General features: G+C 54.2%; 18 protein-coding genes. 10 read left to right on the top strand and 8 right to left on the bottom strand.

From position 1 onward, the window contains the following. The first annotated feature begins 46 nt into the window (after positions 1 to 46). Complete coding sequence (locus ACFE8Q_RS16845; RefSeq protein WP_375446577.1) at positions 47 to 2,464, top strand: ABC transporter permease; 2,418 nt, start codon at positions 47 to 49, stop codon at positions 2,462 to 2,464. Positions 2,465 to 2,478: 14 nt separating this feature from the next. On the opposite strand, the gene ACFE8Q_RS16840 is transcribed toward ACFE8Q_RS16845, so the two are convergent. Continuing rightward, positions 2,479 to 2,979, bottom strand: coding sequence for a Uma2 family endonuclease (locus ACFE8Q_RS16840; RefSeq protein WP_375446576.1), 501 nt, complete (start codon positions 2,977 to 2,979; stop codon positions 2,479 to 2,481). A 220-nt stretch (positions 2,980 to 3,199) separates the two neighbouring features. Here ACFE8Q_RS16840 and ACFE8Q_RS16835 point away from each other — a divergent pair, with 220 nt between their 5' ends. After that, positions 3,200 to 4,318: a PA14 domain-containing protein gene (locus ACFE8Q_RS16835; protein ID WP_375446575.1), complete on the top strand. Its 1,119-nt coding sequence runs from the start codon at positions 3,200 to 3,202 to the stop codon at positions 4,316 to 4,318. 9 nt (positions 4,319 to 4,327) lie between these two features. On the opposite strand, the gene ACFE8Q_RS16830 is transcribed toward ACFE8Q_RS16835, so the two are convergent. Then, complete coding sequence (locus ACFE8Q_RS16830; RefSeq protein WP_375446574.1) at positions 4,328 to 5,122, bottom strand: hypothetical protein; 795 nt, start codon at positions 5,120 to 5,122, stop codon at positions 4,328 to 4,330. 162 nt (positions 5,123 to 5,284) lie between these two features. Between ACFE8Q_RS16830 and ACFE8Q_RS16825 the strand changes: the two genes are divergently transcribed. Then, a complete protein-coding gene (locus tag ACFE8Q_RS16825) occupies positions 5,285 to 6,898 on the top strand; it encodes a sensor histidine kinase (RefSeq protein ID WP_375446573.1) in 1,614 nt (537 codons plus the stop codon). Positions 6,899 to 6,927: 29 nt separating this feature from the next. Here ACFE8Q_RS16825 and ACFE8Q_RS16820 read toward each other — a convergent pair whose 3' ends face one another. Next, a complete protein-coding gene (locus tag ACFE8Q_RS16820; RefSeq protein ID WP_375446572.1) occupies positions 6,928 to 7,455 on the bottom strand; it encodes an ExbD/TolR family protein in 528 nt (175 codons plus the stop codon). 50 nt (positions 7,456 to 7,505) lie between these two features. Between ACFE8Q_RS16820 and ACFE8Q_RS16815 the strand changes: the two genes are divergently transcribed. Then, a complete protein-coding gene (locus tag ACFE8Q_RS16815) occupies positions 7,506 to 8,201 on the top strand; it encodes a LytR/AlgR family response regulator transcription factor (RefSeq protein ID WP_375446601.1) in 696 nt (231 codons plus the stop codon). Positions 8,202 to 8,215: 14 nt separating this feature from the next. Here the strand turns inward: ACFE8Q_RS16815 and ACFE8Q_RS16810 are convergent, their stop codons facing one another. The 3 genes from ACFE8Q_RS16810 to ACFE8Q_RS16800 form a co-directional block, all read right to left on the bottom strand. Beyond that, positions 8,216 to 8,611, bottom strand: a complete 396-nt coding sequence (locus ACFE8Q_RS16810; RefSeq protein WP_375446571.1) for a VOC family protein — start codon at positions 8,609 to 8,611, stop codon at positions 8,216 to 8,218. 121 nt (positions 8,612 to 8,732) lie between these two features. After that, positions 8,733 to 11,435: an ABC transporter permease gene (locus ACFE8Q_RS16805; protein ID WP_375446570.1), complete on the bottom strand. Its 2,703-nt coding sequence runs from the start codon at positions 11,433 to 11,435 to the stop codon at positions 8,733 to 8,735. Between the two features lie 16 nt (positions 11,436 to 11,451). Further along, positions 11,452 to 11,790 (bottom strand): PadR family transcriptional regulator, encoded by a 339-nt coding sequence (locus ACFE8Q_RS16800; protein ID WP_375446569.1) that lies wholly within the window; start codon positions 11,788 to 11,790, stop codon positions 11,452 to 11,454. Positions 11,791 to 12,175: 385 nt separating this feature from the next. Here ACFE8Q_RS16800 and ACFE8Q_RS16795 point away from each other — a divergent pair, with 385 nt between their 5' ends. Next, complete coding sequence (locus ACFE8Q_RS16795) at positions 12,176 to 14,539, top strand: PQQ-binding-like beta-propeller repeat protein (RefSeq protein ID WP_375446568.1); 2,364 nt, start codon at positions 12,176 to 12,178, stop codon at positions 14,537 to 14,539. Between the two features lie 16 nt (positions 14,540 to 14,555). On the opposite strand, the gene ACFE8Q_RS16790 is transcribed toward ACFE8Q_RS16795, so the two are convergent. Next, entirely contained in the window at positions 14,556 to 15,656 is a 1,101-nt protein-coding gene (locus ACFE8Q_RS16790) for a medium chain dehydrogenase/reductase family protein (protein ID WP_375446567.1), read from the bottom strand. Between the two features lie 109 nt (positions 15,657 to 15,765). Next, positions 15,766 to 16,368: a Crp/Fnr family transcriptional regulator gene (locus ACFE8Q_RS16785; protein WP_375446566.1), complete on the bottom strand. Its 603-nt coding sequence runs from the start codon at positions 16,366 to 16,368 to the stop codon at positions 15,766 to 15,768. Positions 16,369 to 16,756: 388 nt separating this feature from the next. Between ACFE8Q_RS16785 and ACFE8Q_RS16780 the strand changes: the two genes are divergently transcribed. The 5 genes from ACFE8Q_RS16780 (at position 16,757) to ACFE8Q_RS16760 (ending at position 22,771) form a co-directional block, all read left to right on the top strand. Continuing rightward, complete coding sequence (locus ACFE8Q_RS16780; RefSeq protein ID WP_375446600.1) at positions 16,757 to 17,287, top strand: RNA polymerase sigma factor; 531 nt, start codon at positions 16,757 to 16,759, stop codon at positions 17,285 to 17,287. Beyond that, positions 17,271 to 18,125, top strand: coding sequence for a zf-HC2 domain-containing protein (locus tag ACFE8Q_RS16775; protein WP_375446565.1), 855 nt, complete (start codon positions 17,271 to 17,273; stop codon positions 18,123 to 18,125). Before ACFE8Q_RS16780 ends, ACFE8Q_RS16775 begins: the two co-directional genes overlap by 17 nt. A gap of 239 nt (positions 18,126 to 18,364) precedes the next feature. Continuing rightward, on the top strand, positions 18,365 to 19,231 hold the full coding sequence (locus ACFE8Q_RS16770; RefSeq protein WP_375446564.1) for a DUF4097 domain-containing protein: 867 nt from the start codon (positions 18,365 to 18,367) through the stop codon (positions 19,229 to 19,231). 5 nt (positions 19,232 to 19,236) lie between these two features. Further along, positions 19,237 to 20,058, top strand: coding sequence for a DUF4097 domain-containing protein (locus ACFE8Q_RS16765; RefSeq protein WP_375446563.1), 822 nt, complete (start codon positions 19,237 to 19,239; stop codon positions 20,056 to 20,058). A gap of 340 nt (positions 20,059 to 20,398) precedes the next feature. Further along, entirely contained in the window at positions 20,399 to 22,771 is a 2,373-nt protein-coding gene (locus ACFE8Q_RS16760; RefSeq protein WP_375446562.1) for an ABC transporter permease, read from the top strand. Positions 22,772 to 22,794: the final 23 nt, after the last annotated feature.

Raw genomic sequence — 22,794 nt, 5'->3', positions numbered from 1 at the left:
CAAGTGCGAATGATTTGGTTCAACTATTACCGAAAACAGTAGCAAAATGCTTCGTGCAAACCTCAAAATAGCCCTGCGTAATCTTTGGTCGCAATGCAGTTACAGCCTGTTGACTATCATTGGTTTAGCGGTAGGAATAGCGGGCGGCCTGTTGCTTTTTCTGTTTGTTGAACATCATCTGAGCACCGACCGGCACCACGCGGACTATGACCGGATTTTCCGCATTGTAACGGATCTTCACCTCGACGATGGGTCGATAGAGCCGTACCCTGAAGCACCTCAGCCGATGGCGCAGGCATTACGAACGGACTACCCGCAGGTGGAGCAGGCCGCTTTTTTGGTGGGTGTTCGGGAAATGACGGTTGGCCCCGAGCGAACCGGCCAAACCGAACTGAAACGGTTCAGGGAACACAAGGGCGTGGGCTTTGTGGAACCGCAATGGGTCGACGTGCTGACGTACCGCTGGCTACAGGGCGACCCCAAAACAGCCCTGAGCCAGCCCAATCGGGCGGTACTGAGCGAGTCGTGGGCGAGACGGTATTTCGGCGATACCAATCCGATGGGGCAACGCCTGCTGCTCGACAATAAAACGGCCGTTACCGTGGCGGGCATCGTGGCCGAACCGCCCGGCCCCACTGATACGTACCTGGGCCTGATGCTTTCGATGGCGACGCTGAAACAGCATGACCCGGAACTTGACCAGACCAGTTGGTGGCAACTCAGTAGCCTAAACCGACTTTATGTTCGGCTACGGCAGGCAGGCGACAGCACCGCTATCGCTCGCACGTTTCCGGCGCTGCTGAAGAAGCAGTTCGGCGCTGAGGCTCACTTTTACCGGTTCGGCATTCAGCCGTTGAGTCAGGTCCATTTCGACGTATCCAGACTCAATGCCGTTGGGGTTATTCCGTCGTCGTTGCTGTGGTCGTTGGGGGTGATTGGAGCATTGCTGATAGCTGCCGCCTGTATCAATTTCATCAATATGGCCACGGCGCAGGCTCTTCGGCGTAGTAAGGAAGTGGGCATTCGCAAAGCGCTGGGTAGCTCGCGCCGTCAACTGGTGGGGCAGTTCCTGCTTGAAGCCACGCTGCTCTGTCTCGCTGCCCTGTTGCTGGCCCTGCTGCTGGTGGCCGTTACGCTACCGCTGTTCAACGACTGGGTAGAACTCAACCTGTCGCTCCGACCCAACTGGCCGACCACCGGATTTCTTGGTCTGCTGCTGGGTGGTATCGTCCTGGTGGCGGGTGGTTATCCGGCGTTGGTGCTGTCTGGCTTCTCGCCGTTGGCGGTGCTCCGGGGCAAGCTGGCCACTCCATCAGCCGGTCGGGGTGTTACCGTCAGGCAGGCGCTCGTAACAACGCAGTTCGTGATCTGTCAGGCGCTGCTTATTGGGGCGCTGGTGGTGAGCCGTCAGGTACGTTACGTACAGGAGGCTGATCTGGGCTTTCGGAAAGACAACGTACTGATGGTGAACCTGCCCGATCGGCCAGCTACTACCCGTTTGGCCGCTTACGAACCGTTTCGGCAACGAGTACTGCAACAGCCGGATATTCTGTCGATTAGCTTTGAGCACCGTTCGCCCGCCAGCGAACTCAACTACGGCGGTCAGTTCAAGTTCAATGGTAAACCCAACTGGGAACTTTACCCGATTCGGGAACGGCTCGCCGATGCCAATTACCTGAAAACCTACGGGCTGACGCTGGCAGCGGGGCGCAACGTTACCCCATCCGACAGCATCCGCGAGTACCTCATCAACGAAACGCTGGCGCGGCAACTTGGCTTTCAGGACCCTGCGCAGGTGCTGGGGAAAACAATGCAATACCACCTCTCGCCGGTGCCGCTGCCCATTGTAGGGGTGGTGAAAGATTTTCATCAGAAATCCCTGCGCCAACCCATCGAGCCTTGTGTCATTACTACGTACCCGGCCATGTACCGGCAGGCGGGTATTCGCTTCAGCGGCACGAATCCGGGGCAGACGATGCAACGCATTCGGGGCGTATGGCAACAGCTTTACCCTAGTGAGGTGTTCGAATATACGTACCTGGACGAGCAACTGGCTCGATTTTACCAGACCGAAACCCTGGTTGCCCGACTTATTAATGTCTTTACAGGCGTGGCCATCCTGATCTGCTGCCTTGGTCTTTACGGGCTGGTCTCGTTCGTTGTGGTGCAGCGGACGAAAGAAATTGGCGTACGTAAAGTGCTGGGTGCCAGTGTGGCAAGTATCGTTGCAATGCTGTCGACAGATTTCCTGAAGCTAGTACTTATCGCCTTGCTCATTGCATCGCCCATTGCCGGATACGTGATGAATGGCTGGTTACAGGATTTCGCCTACCGGGTCGATCTGGCGTGGTGGGTTTTTGCGCTGGCAGGCACGCTGGCCATCATCATTGCCCTGCTCACGGTCAGTTACCAAAGTATCAAAGCTGCCTTGATGAACCCGGTGAACGCGTTACGGAGTGAATAAGGAACCCGTTACGGCTAGACGAAAATTTCGGTCAAGGCTAAGTTGATGCCTGTGCTTGGGTCGGTGAGCGTAGTGGTATCGGTGAAGAACTGGTATTTTCCGATGCCTGTGTAAACCGCTATCGCCTGTAAACTGGGTAGCACTAACCAGCACGAACCAACCCCGGCGTTGAAATAGCGCTCAAACTTAGCCAAGATTTCTGCGTCGGATTGAGAAGGTGAAACGATCTCAATGATGGTCAATGGCATAGCTGTCATTGACGTAACATCATGCAAAAAATCAATTTTTAGTGTTGGGTAAATAGCTACATCGGGAACCGTATCAGGCCGGATAGGCATGGTCAGATTGATCTCCGATACAATAGAATACTGCTGGCGGTACTGCAATTTTAGGGCAAATATCAAATTAGCCTGAATGATGGCGTGGTTTAAGGTGGGCATAGGTTTACCACGTTCGCGTTCGTATTCCGACAGGACATCAATAACGGCTTCCATAGCATAATGAGCTTTTTCCAAAGATAGTAAACGGGTGAATTAAACCCTATGTTCAACGTGCGCTGAACCGCATCAATGACTCGTGGCACAGTTAATAGCCGTAGATGCACCGTCGGGGTAGTGAAATCGCCGCCCATCAAATATCGTGTGCCTACCTCTGCGGAGATACCTGATTTTTAGGTCTGCCCTGGTCAATTAACCCACCAATTGCATCAGAGTAGATAACCAACGTTAGTCGATAATGAAAGCAGGTATCATGTTGTGGTGTATGCTGCTGTGGCTTGTGGCGGGTGAGGCAATGGCGCAGCAGGGCCTGAAAGGGGAGTATTATAACGGTACCAACTTCGAGCAGAAAGTGCTGACGCGCATCGACCCGCAACTGAACTTTACCTGGAAGGTTAAAAGTCCTGCCGCTGGTATCGACAAGTCGTATTACTCGGTACGCTGGACGGGTAAATTGCTGGCTCCGGTATCGGGCAAATACACGTTCAACGCCAAAGTGGATGACGGTATTCGTATCTGGGTAGGTAACCGGAAGGTCATGGACGTCTGGAAACTGAACGACTCCGGTAAATTCACCGGAAGTATCGAGTTGCAGGCTGGCCAGTTGTACGACCTCCGCGTAGACTATTTCAACGACCTGCTGGGCGGCGTCATTGAGTTGTACTGGGTACGTCCCGATGCCGAAAAGCCGTTCCTGAAATTTGGTGAGCCGATCGGGGAGTTGATCTCTGCCCGTTATTTTAAGCAGGCAGCGCCGCCGGTTACCAAGCCGCCTAAGCCAGCGGTAATAGCCCCGGTTGTGGTGTCGGCTACCGCCGCCAGGCCGGTTCCCAAACGCCCCGTTGTGGCGACGGCTGCGCCCTCAAAACCGGCCAGCAACCCGGTTGCTTCAGTGCGCCAGCTTAAGCCGATGGTGCTCACTCCGGTACCGCAGGCAACGGTAATCAAAGCGTCAGCGGCAAAGGCGGCTTCTGAGCTGGCACCCGAGTCGCTGACGGCGGTGGCGACGCCGGCAAGGGCCGAACCCACGGTGTTACGACAGGTGCAATTTGAACAGAGTAGCTACATCCTGCTGCCCGAATCGGTACCCGAACTGACTAAGCTGATTCAGACGTTACAGGCCAACCCGGCATGGCGAATTGAACTGATTGGTCATACAGACAATGTTGGCGACCCGCGTATCAACCAGACACTGTCGGAATACCGGGCGCGGATTGTAATGAATTACCTGACCCGCCACGGTATTGCCGACGACCGGGTCAGCACGAAAGGATACGGTGGTTCACGGCCAGTTGCCGACAATGCCACAGAGGCAGGCCGTGCCCAGAACCGCCGCGTCGAATTTGTGGTGAAGTAACGCAGGGCCTTATTTTGCAGCCGTTGGCCGCACGGTGTACTGCTCGAAGCGGAACACTTCCTGCCGAACCACTTCGAAGGTGCGGGCAAACTGCTTTTGGGCAGCGGCCAGTTTTGGGTCGGCGGGTTCGGCCAGGGCGTTCAGATTTGAGACGGGGCGGGCCGTGGCAAAACCGTAGCCTTTTTCGGTGCCGTTGGGCACCATCAGGGTCGAGAAGCTCCAGCCACCCAGTTTTTTATCGCCAATCTGGGTAGCCCGTGCCTGCTTCTGCGCCGCCAACGTACCTGACCAGTCGGCCAGTGGATCGCGGAGCTTCAGAAAATCGACAATGACGGTGTTGGTTTTACCGGGGCCAAAGTCTGGTCCGAAGAGGGCGTCGGTGTTTTCCCATATTTCGATCTTCACGACCGGGGCGGTCAGACGGTCGCGGCGGTTGAGGTCGGCCATACGTACCTGAACACTGTCGCCGTAAATTTTCGCCATTGCCGCTGGTGAGGCACCGCCAATGCCCATGTTGGGCGACACAATGCAGGTGACGTAATCGTACTCGCTGGTGTTTGGATTTGAGCTGAACTGCTTGACCATCATGTGCCAGCCAATGAGCTTCCCTTCATCCACAGCCGCCTGATTCACGGTTTTCCACTCTTTTTCGACCGGCAGCGCATCCTGAATGGTTTTGCCGGGCGCCAGCTTGTGGAAGATCAGGTACGTGTAGGTCTTCGTTGCCGGAACAGATTGGGCGAATATCGGTGCGATGACAGCAAGGCAAATTAGAAGTAGAGCGGTACGTAGCAGGTGTTTCACGATAAAGGAGGTTTGTTTCAAAACCCCTATTGCGTCGGCTTTCTACTTGTTAGCTGTATCGGTTTTGGTCGGAAATTGATTGGCGAGGTAGCTGTGGGGGGCTAGGCAGGCCAATTCACCCCATTTTTTAGCTGGTTTACCCCATTTCCAACCTGCGCCTGATTGCCGCGCCTAGTTTTGGCCATCAATCAGCAAAATACGATGCAGGATAAGTCACTTATTAATCGGTTCGAGCCGTGGTTCATTGTCGGCGCCGCCACGGTATACGTCATCAGGCGACTGATCGAAGAAATTTACCGGTTCAACGACATGGTTGAAACGGCTCTGAACAACCGGGTCCCGTCGGCTACGATCTGGCGCAATCTGGATAACTACAGCCACACGCTGAACAACAATACGCCGCTTATTGCGGGCGTTTGCCTGTTTCTGGTGGCCTGGTATGTGTTTCATAACCTGGCTTTTCCCCGGCTTCAGGAACGGATCGATGATCGGCAGGGCTGGTTGTATGGTGGTATCGCGGTGTTGTTGCTGCTGGCGAGTGCGCTCGTGTACCATTACCTGAAACTGCACATTCGCTATCAGGAAAATAGCACCGGCGAAATCATCGGCCTGAAAGTATACTCGCTATATCGAAAACGGGTGGTGCTGGCCGATGCCATTGGGCTCGGGATTGTGCTGGGTACGTATGAATTGGCCTATCAGTATTACCAGTTTCTCCACCGCCGCATTGCACAGGAAACGACGATCCATTTCCAGCTTGTCAGCTACCTGCTGCTGGGTGGGGTAAGCCTAATCGTGCTGACATTTGCCCTCAACGGATACCTACCGCAAGTATTGTGGCGGGTTGGCCTCGGCGATCTCCTGCTCACACTAGGATTGCTCATGCAGGTCTTCTTTTTTCAATCTTATGCTTATGACTATATAATTCCCATCCTGAAAAAGCCTCGCTTGTCAGAGGTGGAACTGGCAACTAGTATTGGAACGTACCTGCTGACGATTGTCCTGGCGAATACACTATTGTGGGGAGCCAAAACTTATTTTCATTACTACCATATACGGGAAATGATCGCGGTGTTTTCGGGCATCGTGCTGGTTATGTCTGTTGCTTTTGCATACCTGCGTCGGGTGCTGACCAAAGAGAAAACGGTGCTGCAAACGCAGGTGTCGACGGGAGCGGCGGAACTGGCGAGCCTGCGGGCGCAGATCAACCCGCACTTTCTGTTCAATGCGCTGAACAGCCTCTACGCCACTGCCCTGAAAGAGAAAGGCGAGAAAACGGCCGATGGTATTCAGAAACTCGGCGACATGATGCGGTTCATGTTGCAGGAAAATAACCGCGACCGTATTCCGCTCGACAAGGAGGTGGCGTATCTGCACAACTACATCGAGCTACAGCGCATGCGGATCGACGAGTCGCACGATATCGAGATTCGGGTGAACATTCAGGAACCTGGGCGGGCCATTTACCTTGCGCCGATGCTGCTGACGCCCTTCGTGGAAAACGCCTTCAAACACGGCATCAGCCTGCGCCACAAATCGTGGATTTATATTACGCTCACGCTCGATGACACCCGCCTGTATTTCAAAGTACATAACTCCCGCCACGCTAAACCCGCTGACGTACCTGAGCGCCATGACCCCGAAGAAGATCAATCCGGCGTTGGCCTCGACAACGTGCGCAAACGACTGGATCTGATCTATCCCGGTCGCCACCAACTCGACATTCAGCAATCGGAGCAGGACTATTTTGTTGCGCTGACGCTGGTGTACTGGTGATACGTGCAAGCTGTCGGCTGGTGGGGTGGCTACCAATAGAGCCGTAGAGATGTCAGAAACGGCTTTGCTGGATTTGATTGCTTATAGTGCCGGTAGGCTGCTAGCATCCGGTTTTCGGTGGGTAATGGGTAATCTGCCATTATAAATTGAACTCGCTTACTGATCGTCAACTCATCAAGAACGTCGACTATGTTTTTGAATGTAGATTTAGCCGTGGGAATAATGTAGACGACAGGACGCTTTGCCAAAGCAGCTATCGACAAGTGCTTTCGAAGCCCATTGATAGAATAATCGGTCTCGATGTAAGCTGCGCTGGCTTCACTGGACTGATAGGTTAGATAACCAACCCGATTGTTTTCTAATAAAAAGATAGACGCTAGCGGATGTATTCGTGTACCATCATTGTACTTCCCGTGGTCGGGGAGTTCCAGTGGGGTACAAACCGACCGCTGTACCTGCTTGACGTATACGAAAAACACAATGAGCAGTAGGGCAATATTTACCAACGGCGTCATGTCGGCGCGGGGCAGTTGGCGGATGTGGCGTGTTCTTCTCATATTAATGGCCGGTTTACCTCAAGATGCCAATAACCCATTTAATCCACATGATGTCGTTCACTGCCATTGCCATTGATGATGAACCACAGGCGCTGGATGTTATTGGCCTCCACGCCGCTAAAGTGCCGTTTCTGGACCTGAAAGCCACGTTCACCGATGCGTTCGAGGCCATTGCCTGGCTGCAAACCAACCGCGTTGATCTGATCTTTCTCGACATAAAGATGCCCGACATTTCGGGCGTCGATGTGGTGAAGTGCCTTCCCAGAACACCGATGGTAATTTTCACCACGGCTTATTCCGACTATGCCGTGGAAGGCTTCGATCTCGACGCCATTGATTACCTGTTGAAACCGTTTTCGCTGGCCCGTTTCCTGAAAGCCTGCACCAAAGCCCTCGATATGCATACGGTACGCTCGGGCAGTAACGTACCTGACTCTATCTTCGTGAAGACGGGCTACGAAGACGAAAAAGTAGTGCTCGATGAGCTGCTGTACGTCGAAGCGGACGGCAATTACCTGTCCCTGGTGCTACCCACGCGAAAACTGCTTACCCGCCAGACCATGGCTGAGTTGCTCCAGCAACTACCGCCCGAGCGGTTTGTCCGGGTGCATCGATCATACTGTGTGGCCGTGAACAAGATCACGAAGATGGCGCGTCAGGAAATTACGGTGGCTGGGTACGTTATCCCGATTGGTGCTTCGTATGAGGAGGCTGTAGCGGCGATCAGAATGAGGCTGATTCTGTAGCAAGGACATCGCGCTCAATTTTGCCGTTCGCCATAGCAATAACAGAGTCCGTCGGGGGCTATTACGAAAAAAACGGTCCACTCGGTTTCGCCGTGTTTCTGGCGACTGAACCCCGACAACTCCTTGTCCATTCCATTGGCTTTCAGTTCGGCCCGCGCTTTTTCTACATCATCGACGGCAAAGAAACAGCCATCCTGCGTAGGGTCACCGCCATTCTCGACAAGGCCAAGCTGAATTCCATCCCGCGCAATGGTCGCTGATTTCCGGGGCGAATCGGCTCGCGCTACAAGACAAAACCCCATCCTTGTCTCATAGAAAGGAAGGGCCGTTTCAAGGTTCGCAACGGGTAGGTTCATCGCATCCTGCTGATAGGGCCATGCCTGGCTGATAGTGGCTTTTTGCTGTTCCATGTAGTCTGTCGTTTGAGGCCGGTTTTGGTGGGCCTGCGCAAGTATAAAGCCCCGACAACGTAATCTTCTTACGTTATCGGGGCTTTCGCTAAAAATTAGTTGTGGATTGATAATCAACTACCTATTCGCTCCTCAGGCTCTTCATCGGATTAGACAGGGCAGTACTGATCGACTGAAAACCGACGGTCAGGAAAGCGATGAGAATGGCGAGCACTGAAGCGGCCACAAAGGTCCAGATGCTAATGTCGATGCGATACGGGTAATTCTGGAGCCATTCGCGCATAGCATACCAGGCGGCCGGAAAAGCAAAGACGAACGACAGCGCTACCAGCGTCAGAAAATCGGACGATAACAGGTGAATGATGTTCGATACCGAGGCTCCCATCACTTTGCGGATGCCGATTTCTTTGGTGCGCCGCTCGGCCGACAGGGTGGCTAATCCGAAGAGGCCGATGCAGGAGATGAAGATGGTCAGCACGGCCCCAAACAGCATGATCTGTTTCCATTTAGCTTCTGATTCATACCGTTTCAGATTCTCTTCATCCATGAACTGGTAGGCGTATGGCGTAAGTGGAAACAGGCGTTTAAACACGTTCTCAATATGTTTCAGGCTGGCTGTGGTTGTGTTGGGCTTTATTTTAATGAAGACCCGCCCATACATGTTTCCCGGTTTCATGGTGAATAACTGCGGCGTAATTTTCTGATTCAGGCCGTTGAAATGGTGGTCTTTGACCACGCCCACTACCGTGTATTTTTCGTCTTTGTTGTACCAGAAATCAACGACTTGCCCGATGGGACTTTTCCAGCCAGCCTGCTTCGCGAACGATTCGTTCACCAGAATCGACCGGGTTGAATCGGTTGGGAAATCGGCTGAGAAGTTTCGTCCGTTCACAATCGGAATCTTAAGCATTGGCAGGTAAACGGGATCAACAGTTTCGTAGGTAAAATTGATCTCCGCGCCACCATTTACCCTGGCGATGGTGCCCCACTGCCCCCCGTTTTTAGGCGCTACATCAACGATGGCTGGGCTTTTCAGCAACTCTTCTTTCAACAGCTTCACTTCGCTGTGGGTCAACTTCGACTTATCAACACTGACAAGCCCGGTATCGTCGTAGCCCAGGTCTTTGGTGGTCAGGTAGTTAAATTGAGAGTAGCTGATTAGCGTAGCGATGATCAGGAAGGAAGCCAGCGCGAATTGCAACACCACCAGCGACTTTTGCAGGTAGTTTTTCCCCGACAGGTTGAACCGGTTGTAGAGCGTCTGTACCGGGCTGTAATTCGACAGCACCAGCGCCGGGTAGAAGCCCGCCAGAAATCCCGTTGCCAGGAACAGGGCAACGTACCCCAGCACCAGTTTGGCGTCGAACAGGTAGGAGAGGGCCAGCGATTTGTTGGCCAGTTGATTGAAGGTCGGCAGGGCGAGGATCACCAAGGCCAGCGCCAGCACGAAAGCGCCGAAACAGAGCAAAAACGACTCGCCCAGGAATTGGAACACCAACTGGGTACGTCCCCCACCCACTACTTTCCGGACGCCAATCTCCTTGGCCCGCTTCAGCGACCGGGCCACCGTCAGGTTGACGAAATTGATGCAGGCGATCAGCAGAATAAATAGCGCGATGCCGGTCAGAATATAGGAGAAGTTCGGATTGCTCCTGTCCACCAGCCCGTTGCCGGCGGGGAGGTCGGTGCTTAGGTGCATAGCTGTAAAGGGTTGCAGCGCATACTCCGTTCTGGTCGTCACGTTATACTTGTCGGCCATCATTTTTATCGCCGGTTGGGCATCGGCCAGATAAATCTGATTCATTTTGGCTTCCACCGCCCTGATGCGTTCCGGCGTTTCACCTGCCGTTGGCGCAAGCACGACAAACGTATTCTGGAATATGTTGAACCAGTTTTCAACACTCGCCATCTCCTCCTGACTGACGATCATCGGGACGAGCATGTCAAACTTGATCGAGGAGTTCTGCGGGCAGTTTTGCGCAATACCGGTTACGGTGTAAGGGTCGAATACATCCTTTCCGTCGGTCGTATTTTTAACGAACATCGTCTTGCCCACCGCATCCGTGGTGCCAAACTGTTTCTCGGCCATATCGGCCGAAAGCACAACCGAATGTGGCTGCTGCAACGTTGTTTTTGGGTCCCCGCTCAGCAGCGGAAACGAGAACACCGAAAAGAAACTGGTATCAGCCGCGTATACAGTCTGGCTGACTACCTCCGTTCCTCGCTTGATATCAACCCGATCTTCCCGGTACCGGACAAACGACCGAACTTCGGGAATTCCTGCGCTGAATTTTGGCCCCTGTAAGTTACCCGTGTTGCCCTCAAGGCCTTCCAGTTTGCCGGTCGTCGATAGTTGTCGGCTGGTAATGCGGTATATATGGGGATTGTTGGCGTGAAACCGGTCGTAGCTGACTTCATCTTTGGTGTAGAGAATGATCAGCATGGCCACGGCGAGGCCAATGCTCAGGCCCACCACATTGATAATCGAATAGGCTTTGTTGTGCGCCAGCGTTCGTAGGGCGACGGTCAGGTAGTTGCGTAACATGCTGATGGAGAGGAGTGAGGGAGACAGGTACTCATCAGAGCGGCCCGCCGTGGGCCGGATAGCCGATTGTTTATGTTTCAGGAAAAACGGCGTGATATAGTGAAACACGGCTACGACAAATTCACGCCGGGCTTTGGCTGGCCCATCCTGCGCCAGTCGCTTATAATATACTTCGTATAAATCGCCCTGTACGTCTTCGAGCAGGTGTGGTGCGCAACACCATTCGAGCAGGCGGTCGGCCCAGCGGGGCGGACGGGGTGGGTTCGTTTCGGTTGCCATTGGGTACGTGGCTGAGTCAGCCGACAATGAGTTGAAACTTGTCGTGCGGAATAGCCTGCCAAAGGCGGTTCCGTACTTCCTGAATGTCCTGCAAAGCCCGAACGCTCAGGGGTGTCAGGGCGAAGAAGCGTTTCCGGCGACCACCCCGTTCGGCGGTAGCACCACCCATCCGCGACGATAGAAAGCCTTTTTCTTCCAGCCGATACAACGTCGTATGCACGGCGCTCATGGTGATCGACCGACCCGTTTGCTGCTGTACCTCTTCCCAGATATTTACGCCATAGGCTTCGGTAGGGCAAGCCGCTACGACCAGTAGTACAATCTCTTCAAACTCTCCCAGAAAGGCCCTTCGCATGGTTATAATCGGTCAGGATTGATTAGTTATAGTTTTGCTAAACAAATGGAATGCCAAACGCTGAAATGTACGCTGGGTACGTCTCAACGCTTATGTCAGGTACGTTGCCTGTACGATTTCGGACAGTCACCGTCCATAAATGGGCGAGCAGGGCCTGGCGGTGGGGAGATACAGAAAGATCCTGCTTTTTTAACGTGAATATGGGCGAGTCCCACGGTGGTATTGCTTTCGCGTGTCCCTTCGACAGGCTCAGGGTGACAGGACACTCAAGAATGTGAATGAAGAACGTGGGTGAAATTGTCACCCTGAGCCTGTCGAAGGGACACGCGAAAGCAATACCACCGTGGGACTATAACTCACGCTTAACAGACCCTACCGAATCACCATGAAAAGCTTTCACCTACTCGCTGGCATTGCGACCATCTGTCTGCTTGCTTATTCGGACGTATCCGCACAACAGCGTGTCAATCAAAAGGAAATGGTAACCGCCAACGCCGGGGTATTCACGAAGAAGCAGGCTGAACAGGGCGGCGTTTTATTTACCACCCATTGCGTGTCATGCCACGGGCGTGATCTGCGCGGAACCGAGGGCGGGAATGCGCTGATGGGCGACCGGTTTGTGGCCAAATGGAGCGGCAAATCGCTGGGGCAACTGTTTGAGCTGACCCGGTCGACCATGCCGAAAACAAATCCACATTCGTTGGACAATGCCTCGTATACCGCGCTGGTCGCCTTCATCCTCAATACCAACGGATTTCCGGCGGGCGAGCAGCCGTTAGCGTCCGATAAAGCCCGATTGGCGCGGATGCAGATGGGTACGCCACCGCCCATATCCTCGCGGGTCAGCATGCGGTTTACGCCCGCGCCCTACAACGCGAAACCGACCACGATCGAAGGCGACTGGCGGCAGCATCGGGGCGATTATGCCAGTTCGAACTACTCACCGCTGGCGCAGATCAATAAAGAGAACGCTAAAAACCTGAAGGTCGCCTGGCGGTGGAAAACCGACAATTTTGGCCCCAGCCCCGAGTTTTATTTCAAGTCGACGCCCCTGATGGTCAATGGGGTGCTGTTTACAACCGCCGGTCTGAGCCGGACGGTGGCCGCCATCGACGCCGAAACGGGGGAAACGCTCTGGACATTCCGGTTCGACGAAGGAGCGCGAAAAACCTACGTACCCCGTCAGAATTCAGGGCGTGGGGTAGCCTATTGGACATCGCCCGACAAGGGTCCCGATCGGGTCATTTACATCACGCCCAGTTTTCAACTGGTGGCCCTGAACGCGAAAACCGGACAGCCGATCCCCGATTTTGGTGAGAGCGGGGTGGTTGATCTGAAGAAAGGCCTGGACCAGTCGGTCGACCCGCTGACGACCACGATTGGCTCCACGTCGCCGCCCATTATCGTCAATGATGTGATTATCATGGGCGCGTCGTTTCCAGTTGGTCTGGCTCCCGTTTCTAAAAATCAGGCGCGGGGCGATATCATGGGTTACGACGTGAAAACCGGCAAGCGCCTGTGGATTTTCCATACCATCCCGCAGCAGGGCGAAGCCGGGAATGAAACCTGGGAAAAAGAAAGCTGGCGCTACACCGGCAACACCGCCGCCTGGGCACCCCTGACGGCCGACCCGGAGTTGGGTTATGTGTACCTGCCACTCGAAGCCGCCACGGGTGATTTTTACGGTGGCCACCGACCCGGCAACAATCTCTACTCGCAGAGCCTGGTTTGTCTGGACGTGAAAACGGGCAAAAAGGTCTGGCATTACCAGCTTATCCACCACGACATCTGGGATTACGACCTACCCGCCCCGCCCATCCTGGCCGACATTCGGGTGGATGGTAAACCCATAAAAGCGGTGGTGCAGGTTACCAAGCAGGCATTTGCCTTCGTCTTCGACCGGGTGACCGGCAAACCCGTCTGGCCCATCGAAGAGCGGCCCGTTCCGAAAAGCGACGTGAAAGGCGAATGGACCTCGCCCACGCAGCCGTTTCCCACCAAACCTGCCGCCTTCGACCGGCAGGGCTATTCCGATGATATCCTGGTTGATTTTACGCCCGAAATCAAAAAGGCAGCACTGAAAATCGTCAGCAACTATAAAAAAGGACCACTCTTTACGCCTGTCAGCATGTATAATCCGTCCCACAACCTGGGTACGTTGCAACTCCCCGATGCCGTGGGTGGGGCCAACTGGCAGGGCGGCGTGGTGGACCCGGAAACGGGCATGCTCTACGTATCGTCGAGTACGGTTATCCGGCCCATGAGTCTGGAAGCGGCCCCCGATCTGTCGGATATGGATTACGTCGCCTACATGGGTAACGCCCGCATTGGTCCGTATGGATTACCGCTCGTAAAACCGCCTTACGGACGAATTACGGCTATTGACCTGAATACGGGCAACCATAAATGGATGGTCGCCAATGCTGACACGCCGAGTTGGGTTACCAACGTACCTGCGCTGAAAGGCCTGACGATTCCCCGCACCGGATTGCCCGATCGGGTGGGCATGCTGGTGACCAAAACCCTGCTATTTGCCGGCGAAGGCGCGGGCCTGTACGGCTCTGATGGCGGGGGCGGCAACAAGTTCAGAGCCTACGACAAAGCCACCGGCGCTATCGTATCCGAACTCACTCTACCCGCCAATCAGGCTGGTTTACCAATGACGTATTCGGTGAACGGCAAACAGTACATCGTGGTAGCCGTTGGCGCCATAGGCCACCCCGGTGAGTTGGTGGCCTTGTCGCTTTAAAAAGAACCAGTGAACACTACTTTTTATGGGTAGGAAGTAGAATCACTTTGCCGTAAGCCGTCCGGGATTCAGCCAGCTCCATTGCCTCGCGAATCTGTTCCAGCGAAAACCGAGCGGCGATTTTAGGTACCACCACGCCACGGGCGAGCAAGTCCATCAACTGAGTAAAATCTTCTTCCATGCGGGGTTGGAAGGTTTTGCCGCCTTTACCACCCCAGATGTTATAGAATGTGGCTTTGCGACCGTTGGGCATGATGTTGTACCAGACTACCTGCGCCACTAGCCCAATGAATTTCAGCACAACTGAATCTTTGCCATTTTTGGCCGAAGCAATGGCGCAACAGACCAGCGTACCCCCGCGCTTCAGCAGCCCGAACGACATGGCGGCACTTTTTCCGCCTACATTGTCAAACGCGGCATCGATGCCGTCGGGGGCCAGTTGCCGAAGGCGTTGGGCCAGATTAGGATCATTGTAGTCAACGGGCTCCACGCCCTGCGCCCGCAGCGTGTCGTGATGGCGGGGCGATGCCGTGCCAATGACCCGGACGCCCGCATGCAGGGCCAGTTGTACCAAGATGGTCCCCACTCCGCCGTTGGCACCGTGTACCAGAATGGTTTGTCCGCGCTGAATCTTGGCGTCGCGGTGGAGCATCTGCCAGGCCGTGATGCCATTCACCACCAGCGTTTCAGCTTCGGCCGGGTCAATGCCGTCCGGAACGGGCAACAGGATATCAGCCGATAGCAGCGCATAGCTGGCCCAGCCCCCGGTTTTGGTTAACGCAGCCACCCGTTTGCCGATCAGTGAGGGGTCAACATCAGGACCAACCGCCGCCACTATACCCACCAGGTCGTAGCCGGGCACGAACGGAAACGCGGGTTGGCCTGGGTACCGACCCCGGCGCATCGACTGTTCGGCAAAGGCGATACCGGAGGCTTCTACCTGAATGAGAGCCTGACCGGCTCCCGGGGCGTCGAGCGTGCGGTTCTGAAGAACAAATCCGGCTGGCTCGACCACACCGGGTAGTATAACTTCCCGGGTGATAACGGCACCTGCATTAGCGGTTGATAGGGTTGCTGGAGAGGCAGCTTTTGTTGGGGCTACTGTGAGCGTCGACATAACTTTGTTTGTTTGTGTGTTTGTATGCTACAAAGCTACCGGCTGGCCCATCCCCGAAACGATAACATAAGATAAGAACGACGCGGGCTGTCATTGATCCGGTTAAAACTCACTTCTGGCTAACGCGATTACGAATCCGACTCAGGCTGACGGGCGTAATGCCCAGGTAGTTGGCGATATAATGTTGCGGAACCTGCTGGAGAAGCGCTCGTTGGGTACCGGTCAGCAGATCCAGGTAGCGTTCTTCGGGGCTACGCGTCAGCAGGCCCACCATCCGCTCTTCCAGCGAAACCATGATGTACTCGGCAAACCGTCGGCCAAACAGTTGCCAGCCATCATACTGACTGAACAGCGTAGTTAGCGCCGTGTAGGGGAACGCAAGACAGGTACTGTCGCTGAGGGCTTCGATGGTCACCAGCGATGGCTGACTGGTCACGCAGCTCATGTAGGCACCCACCAACTGGTCGTCAAGGAAAAAGTACGTCGTTCGTTCGTCGCCATCTTTCATATAAAACTGACGGAACAATCCATCGAGGACGAAAGCCAGTTGACTGGCCATTTCGCCCTGTTGAATCAGGCATTGATGCTTTCGGAATGTGGTGATGGACAGGTACGGAACCAGCGCATTCCACTCGTCATCGGTTAGCGGAGCAAAGTAGCTGATTTGCTGACGTAGCCGTAAGGCTGCCTGACTGAGCGCGTCGATCATCATAGGAGTTAGTGGTAGTCGACCGTATATGGATAGAACCGGCTTCCTGATTTTATGGATTGATTAGGGCTTTCTCATAAAATTGCTTTGTAGGGAATTAGTCGAAAATTGCTTTTGCACTAGGCCCTTCGACTAGGCGTCCCCGACAGGCTCAGGGTGACACTCCCACTCAAGTTTAGCATTCACATGCTGGATGTGCATTGTCACCCTGAGCTTGTCGAAGGGCCATGCGTCAGCAATTGTACGAGAAAGCCCTGATATATTGATCGCCACGGTTTCCCGAAAAATAAGTCATAATCTGCTGTAACCTTCCCCAACTTCGGCGGTTTCCACGTCAGATTCCTAAACACCACCCTATACACGCTTGAATTCGCTGACGGACAATGCACTGATGCTCAAGGTTAAATCGGGCGATCTGAGCCGGATGGGGTTGCTTTTCGAGCGGTACCATCGCGAACTGTTCGGATTCCTGTACCACATGAGCAGCCACGCCGACGCCAGTGAAGACATGGTACAAACGGTGTTTTACCGGATGCTGAAATACCGCCACACCTTCACCGGCGAGGGCGAGTTCAGAACCTGGATGTACCACCTGGCCCGCAACGTGCTGATCGACCAGGCGAAGCAGAACAAACGGTCGGCGCAACAGTACGATGTGCAGACCTATGCGGACCGAATTGGCGGAGGTACGTTGGCCGATGAGTCGCTGCATAAAGAACAGGAGGTGGCAATGGTACAGGAAGCGTTGAGTAGGTTGAGTGCCGATCATCGGGAGGTGCTGGTAATGAGCCGGTATCAGGAATTAAAGTACGACGAAATTGCCCGGATTCTGGACACTACGGAAGGGGCCATCAAAGTTCGTGTGCATCGGGCCATGAACGAGTTAAAGAAGATCTATCTGAACAGTGAATACGAACGATAAACCCATTACCTGCGACGTGCTGATCAGCCACCTGCCGGGCTGGCTGACCGACGACCTGTCGACAGCCGAGCGGGCGGTCATTGAAGGGCATCTGGCCGGTTGCCCCGCCTGTCAGCAGGAACTGGCAACCAGTCGGCAACTCTGGCAGCAGCTAGGCAACGTACCTACGCTTACTCCCAGCCCCCAGGTACGTACCCAATTCTACACCATGCTCAATCAATTCGAGGCCGACGAAAAAGAAGCGCACTCAGGTACGTTGACGAGCAAGTGGTCTGCTAGGTTGGTGTGGCTAAAAGCGCAGTTTTCGCCGAAGTTGGCTATGCGCCTTGCCTACAGTATACTGCTACTGGGGGCTGGTATATTGGTTGGTTTCTGGGCACAGCGCCAGCGAACGCCGGAAGTCGCCTACCAGCAGCGGGTCGACACGCTGACGGCACAGGTGCAGGAGATGCGCCAGATGATGATGCTTTCGTTACTCGAAAACCCGTCGGCCACGGAGCGGCTGCGGGCGGTGAGCTACACGAAAGAGATTGACGATGCAGACGCGCATGTGATCGATGCGCTGCTGATGACGCTGAATAACGACCCAAACGTGAACGTACGGTTGGTGACGCTCGAAGCCCTGGCCGATATGGCTACTGACGCCCGGGTTCGGGAAGGACTGGTGCAATCATTAACCCGGCAGGAGTCGCCGCTGGTGCAGGTAGCCCTGGCCGACGTGATGGTGAAGTTGCAGGAAAAACGCTCGCTGAAACCACTCCGGCAACTATTAAAACAACCGGGCACCAATGAACTGGTGAAAACCAAACTGGAAAAAACGATCCGGCAACTGTCGTGAGGCGGTGGGCTTGGGGTGGCTTCGCTAGCTAGGTTGCTGACGCTGGGCCCTTCGACTAGGCGTCCCCGACAGGCTCAGGGTGACACTCCCACCCAAGGCCGTCATGCACATGCTGGATGTGTATTGTCACCCTGAGCCTGTCGGGGACGCCTAGTCGAAGGGCCCAGCGTCAGCAACCCAACTCGCGAATCTCCCCAAGCCCCAAGCAATACATTCGTTCACTCTTTCAATCCCTTCTTATGATCAATCTATTCTTCCCCATCCTGATGGGGCTCGTGATTTCCTGTGCCCAATCGGTGGCGCAATCGACGGAAGATAAGGAGCATATCAGCAAGGAATTTTCCCTGCCGAATAGCGCCAACGCCAGCGTGCTGGCCATTTATAACGTCAACGGCTTTATTAAAGTCGAGGGTACGTCGGGCAGTAAAGTGGCCTTCGAGGTCGACAAGCGGATGACGGCCAAAACCGCCGATGTGCTGGAGGCGGGCAAAAAGGAATTCAAGCTTCAATTTGAGCAGAAAGGCGATACCGTGTTTGCCTACATCATCGAACCGTTCGATTCGCGGCCAGACCGGCGCAATTGGAAGGACCGGGAGGATCGGAGGATCGAGTACGATTTTACGCTCGATTTTACGGTGAAGGTACCGAAGGAAATGAACCTGATTGTCTCGACCATCAACCGGGGCAACGTCACGGTGACTGATGTGGCGGGTGCGCTGAAGGTAAATAACATCAACGGAGCCATCAAAATAACCAATGCCCGAGGTATTACCGAAGCGCGGACGATCAATGGCAACGTAGACGCCAACTACACAGCTACACCACCCGATAAGTCGTCGTACTACACGCTGAACGGGAACATCAATATGACGTACCCAGCCGACCTGTCGGCCGATTTGCGGTTCAAAACCTTTCAGGGCGAGTTCTATACGGATTACCCCGAAACGACCATGCTGCCGGTTGAGGTGACGAAAAACAAGGAGCAGAAAGGCGATAAAACCGTCTACAAGCTCGACAAATCAACGGCCATTCGCATCGGGAATGGCGGCAAAACGCTTCGCTTCGAGACGTTTAATGGAAATGTATACATCAAAAAACAATCGTGAATCCAATGACTAAGCCATTCATATTCATTGCCTTATTGCTGGCCGTAGCCGCAACGCCTTTACGCGCCCAGAACGACGTAAAAGAGCAACTCGTTGTGCCGCTGACCGATCCCGGTAAAGCCGGTTCGCTGGAGGTTGACCTGATCAACGGCTTCATTCACGTAGTTGGCTATTCCGGGAAAGATATCGTCATCGACGCAACCTCGTCGGCTCGGAATCGAAATCAGAACAATGACCAGACCACTGGCGGCATGCGCCGTATCTCGGGCGGCAACTCCTTCGATATAACGGCCGAGGAAAAGAATAATACAGTAAAGGTGCATTCGGGGAGCCACCAGAAAGCGGTGAATCTGACGATCAAGGTGCCGCAACGGTTTTCGCTGAAACTGCACACGATCAACAACGGCGATATTACGGTGGAAAACGTGACGGGTGAACTGGAAATCAGCAATATCAACGGCGCGATTGAGCTGACGAACATCAGCGGATCGGCGGTGGCACAAACGGTCAACGGCAATCTGGTAGCGACGTTCCGGGATGTCGATAATAAAACGCCAATGGCCTTCTCGACCCTGAATGGCAAAGTAGACGTAACGTTTCCGGCTTCGGTGAAAGCCAATGTGAAACTAAAATCAGACATGGGCGACCTGTTCAGCGATTTCGACATCGACGTTGACAAGAGCCAACCCAAAGCCACTCGCTCAAGCCAGTCAGGTATGTACCGTGTCACGATCGACGACTGGGTCTATGGAAAAATTAACAGCGGTGGCCCCGAAGTGATGATGAAAACCATGCAGGGCAGCATCTATGTCAGGAAAGCGAAGTGATGCGTAAGCTTTACCCCTAAATCCCCTGAAGGGGACTTGCGCTGCTTATCAACAACACCGCTCCTATGCGAAGCCAAGTCCCCTTCAGGGGATTTAGGGGTAAACGACGCGTAAGCAACGCCCAACCAAATTTCTGCATCCTTGTAATGAATTGCCTGCTCAATCGTCTTGGTAAAAAAGGTTTCAACACAGAGCGGTCCGACGTCTCGGCACAGAGAGCACAGAGTTTTTTGTTTTAAGTGAATGGCTGATTATCAGGACTAAAAACTCTGCGTTCTCTGTGCCGAGACGTCGGACCGCTCTGTGTTAAACCCTCTTTCCTCAACCCTTACTCAACGTTATGTTCCGCAACTACCTTAAGATCGCCTGGCGTAACATTGCCAAAAGCAAAACCTTCTCGTTCATCAACGTGCTGGGGCTGGCCCTGGGCATGACGTGCAGCCTGCTGATTTTGCTGTGGGTGAAAGACGAACGGAGCATCAATAAATTCCACGTCAACGGGCCACGACTCTACCAGGTATTCGAAAACCAGAAGTGGACCGGTAACGAAGTCAGCACCACGTCGGCCACGCCGGGACCATTGGCACCTGCGCTGAAAGCAGAGATTCCCGAGGTTGACAAGACGGTGAAGATCACCTGGGAGGAGGAACACCTGCTGGCTGTGGGCGAAAAAGCGTACAAAGAGAAAGGCCGCTACGCCAGCGTCGATCTGTTTCAGATTTTCTCCTTCCCGCTCAGTCATGGCAACCCGAGAACGGCCATTACGGGGGCAACGTCGATCGTTATTTCGGAAAAGGCCGCGCTGAAATTCTTCGGCAAAACCGATGTGCTGGGGCGGATCATAAAGCTTGATAATAAAGAGAATCGGCAGGTTACGGGCGTTATGCGCGACATCCCCGAAACGTCGACGCTGAAGTTTGATTTCGTGTTGCCGCTTGGCCCCTACGAAACAAAAAACGAGTGGCTGAACAAGTGGGATAATAACGGCATCCGCACGTTTGCGCTGCTGCATCCAACCGCCAGTCTGGAGCGCGTGAATGCGAAGATCCTGAACATGGTGCAGCAGCACAAAAAGGAGGTGACCACGATAACCACCTTCCTTTTTCCGTTTGAAGACACGTACCTGTACTCGAAATTCACCAACGGGCAGCGCGATGGTGGGCGCATCGAATACGTGCGGCTGTTCACGATCGTGGCTATTTTTATCCTGATCATCGCCTGCATCAACTTCATGAACCTGGCCACCGCCCGCTCGGCCAAACGCGCCAAGGAAGTAGGTATTCGGAAAGTAGTGGGTGCAGAACAGACATATCTGATCGGGCAGTTTGTGGGCGAAGCGGTACTTACAGCGGGCATGGCGATGGTGCTCGCCGTGGTGCTGTTGCAACTACTGCTCCCCGCCTTTAACCGCCTGACCGAGAAGCAGATCGCCATTCAATACGGCAACCCACTTTACTGGCTAACCTTGCTGGGACTGGCCCTGGTTACGGGTATTGTGTCAGGCAGTTATCCGGCCTGGTTCCTGTCGTCGTTACAACCGGTGCGTATCCTGAAAGGTACCGGTCCGTCGTCACGGCTGCGGTTCAACGCGGGGGCGGTTCTCTTCCGGCAGGGGCTGGTGGTGTTTCAGTTTGCCTTATCGCTGCTGCTCATCATCGGTACGTTGATTGCCGGTCGGCAGGTGGATTTTATTCGTACCAAGAACCTGGGCCTTGATCGCGAAAACATGATCTATATGGCGCTGGAAGGCGATTTGCCGAAGCAGTACGAATCGTTCAAGCAGGAGTTGCTGCAATCGCCCGGAATTCAGGATGTGAGCGCGTCGGGCTCCGATCCGATGGACATCGGCAACTCCACGATCGGGGTGGAATGGACCGGCAAAGACCCCGCCGACAAGACGCTCTTTACCCAGATGCCGGTTAGCTATAACTTTCTAAACACCATGAAAGTGAAGCTGCTCGATGGGCGCGATTTCTCGAAAAGCATCGTGACCGACAGCACCAATTACCTCGTCAACGAAGAGGCGGCCCGGCGGATGGGTATGAAAAGCCCGGTTGGGCAGTACCTGAAATTCTGGCAAAAGCCGGGTAAGATCATCGGCCTGGTCAAGAACTTTCATCTCAACTCGCTGCGCGTGGCCATTGAGCCGCTCATTCTCCGATTAGATACAACCTACAGCAGCACGTTGCTGGTACGTACCCGGCCCGGCCAAACCGAAAAAGCACTGGCGAGCCTGCAACAGCTAACGAAGAAATATAACCCGGCGTATCCCTTCGATTACCAGTTTGCCGACGACAGTTTCGAGAAGCAGTACAAAAGCGAAACCCTGATTGGGAAACTGGCCAATTACTTCGCTGTTCTTGCCATTTTCATTGCTTGCCTCGGCCTCTTCGGGCTGGCGATGTTCACCGCCGAGCAGCGCACCAAAGAGATTGGGGTGCGTAAAGTGCTGGGTGCCAGCGTTCCGAATATCATTACCCTGTTGAGCAAAGATTTTCTGCGTCTGGTGCTGATCGCCATCCTTATCGCCTCGCCTGTGGCCTGGTACACTATGAGTCAGTGGCTGCTCGACTTTAAATACCGTATCGAGATTGAGTGGTGGATGTTCGCGATCGCAGGTACGTTAGCCATAGCCATCGCGCTCTTAACGGTCAGTTTTCAAAGCATCAAAGCCGCCCTGATGGACCCGGTGAAATCATTGCGAAGTGAATAAGCGTAGGGTTGCTTTCGCGCTAC

Source organism: uncultured Fibrella sp., assembly GCF_964250085.1.
Taxonomy (GTDB): domain Bacteria; phylum Bacteroidota; class Bacteroidia; order Cytophagales; family Spirosomataceae; genus Fibrella.
This window is presented reverse-complemented; position numbering and strand designations above follow the sequence as displayed.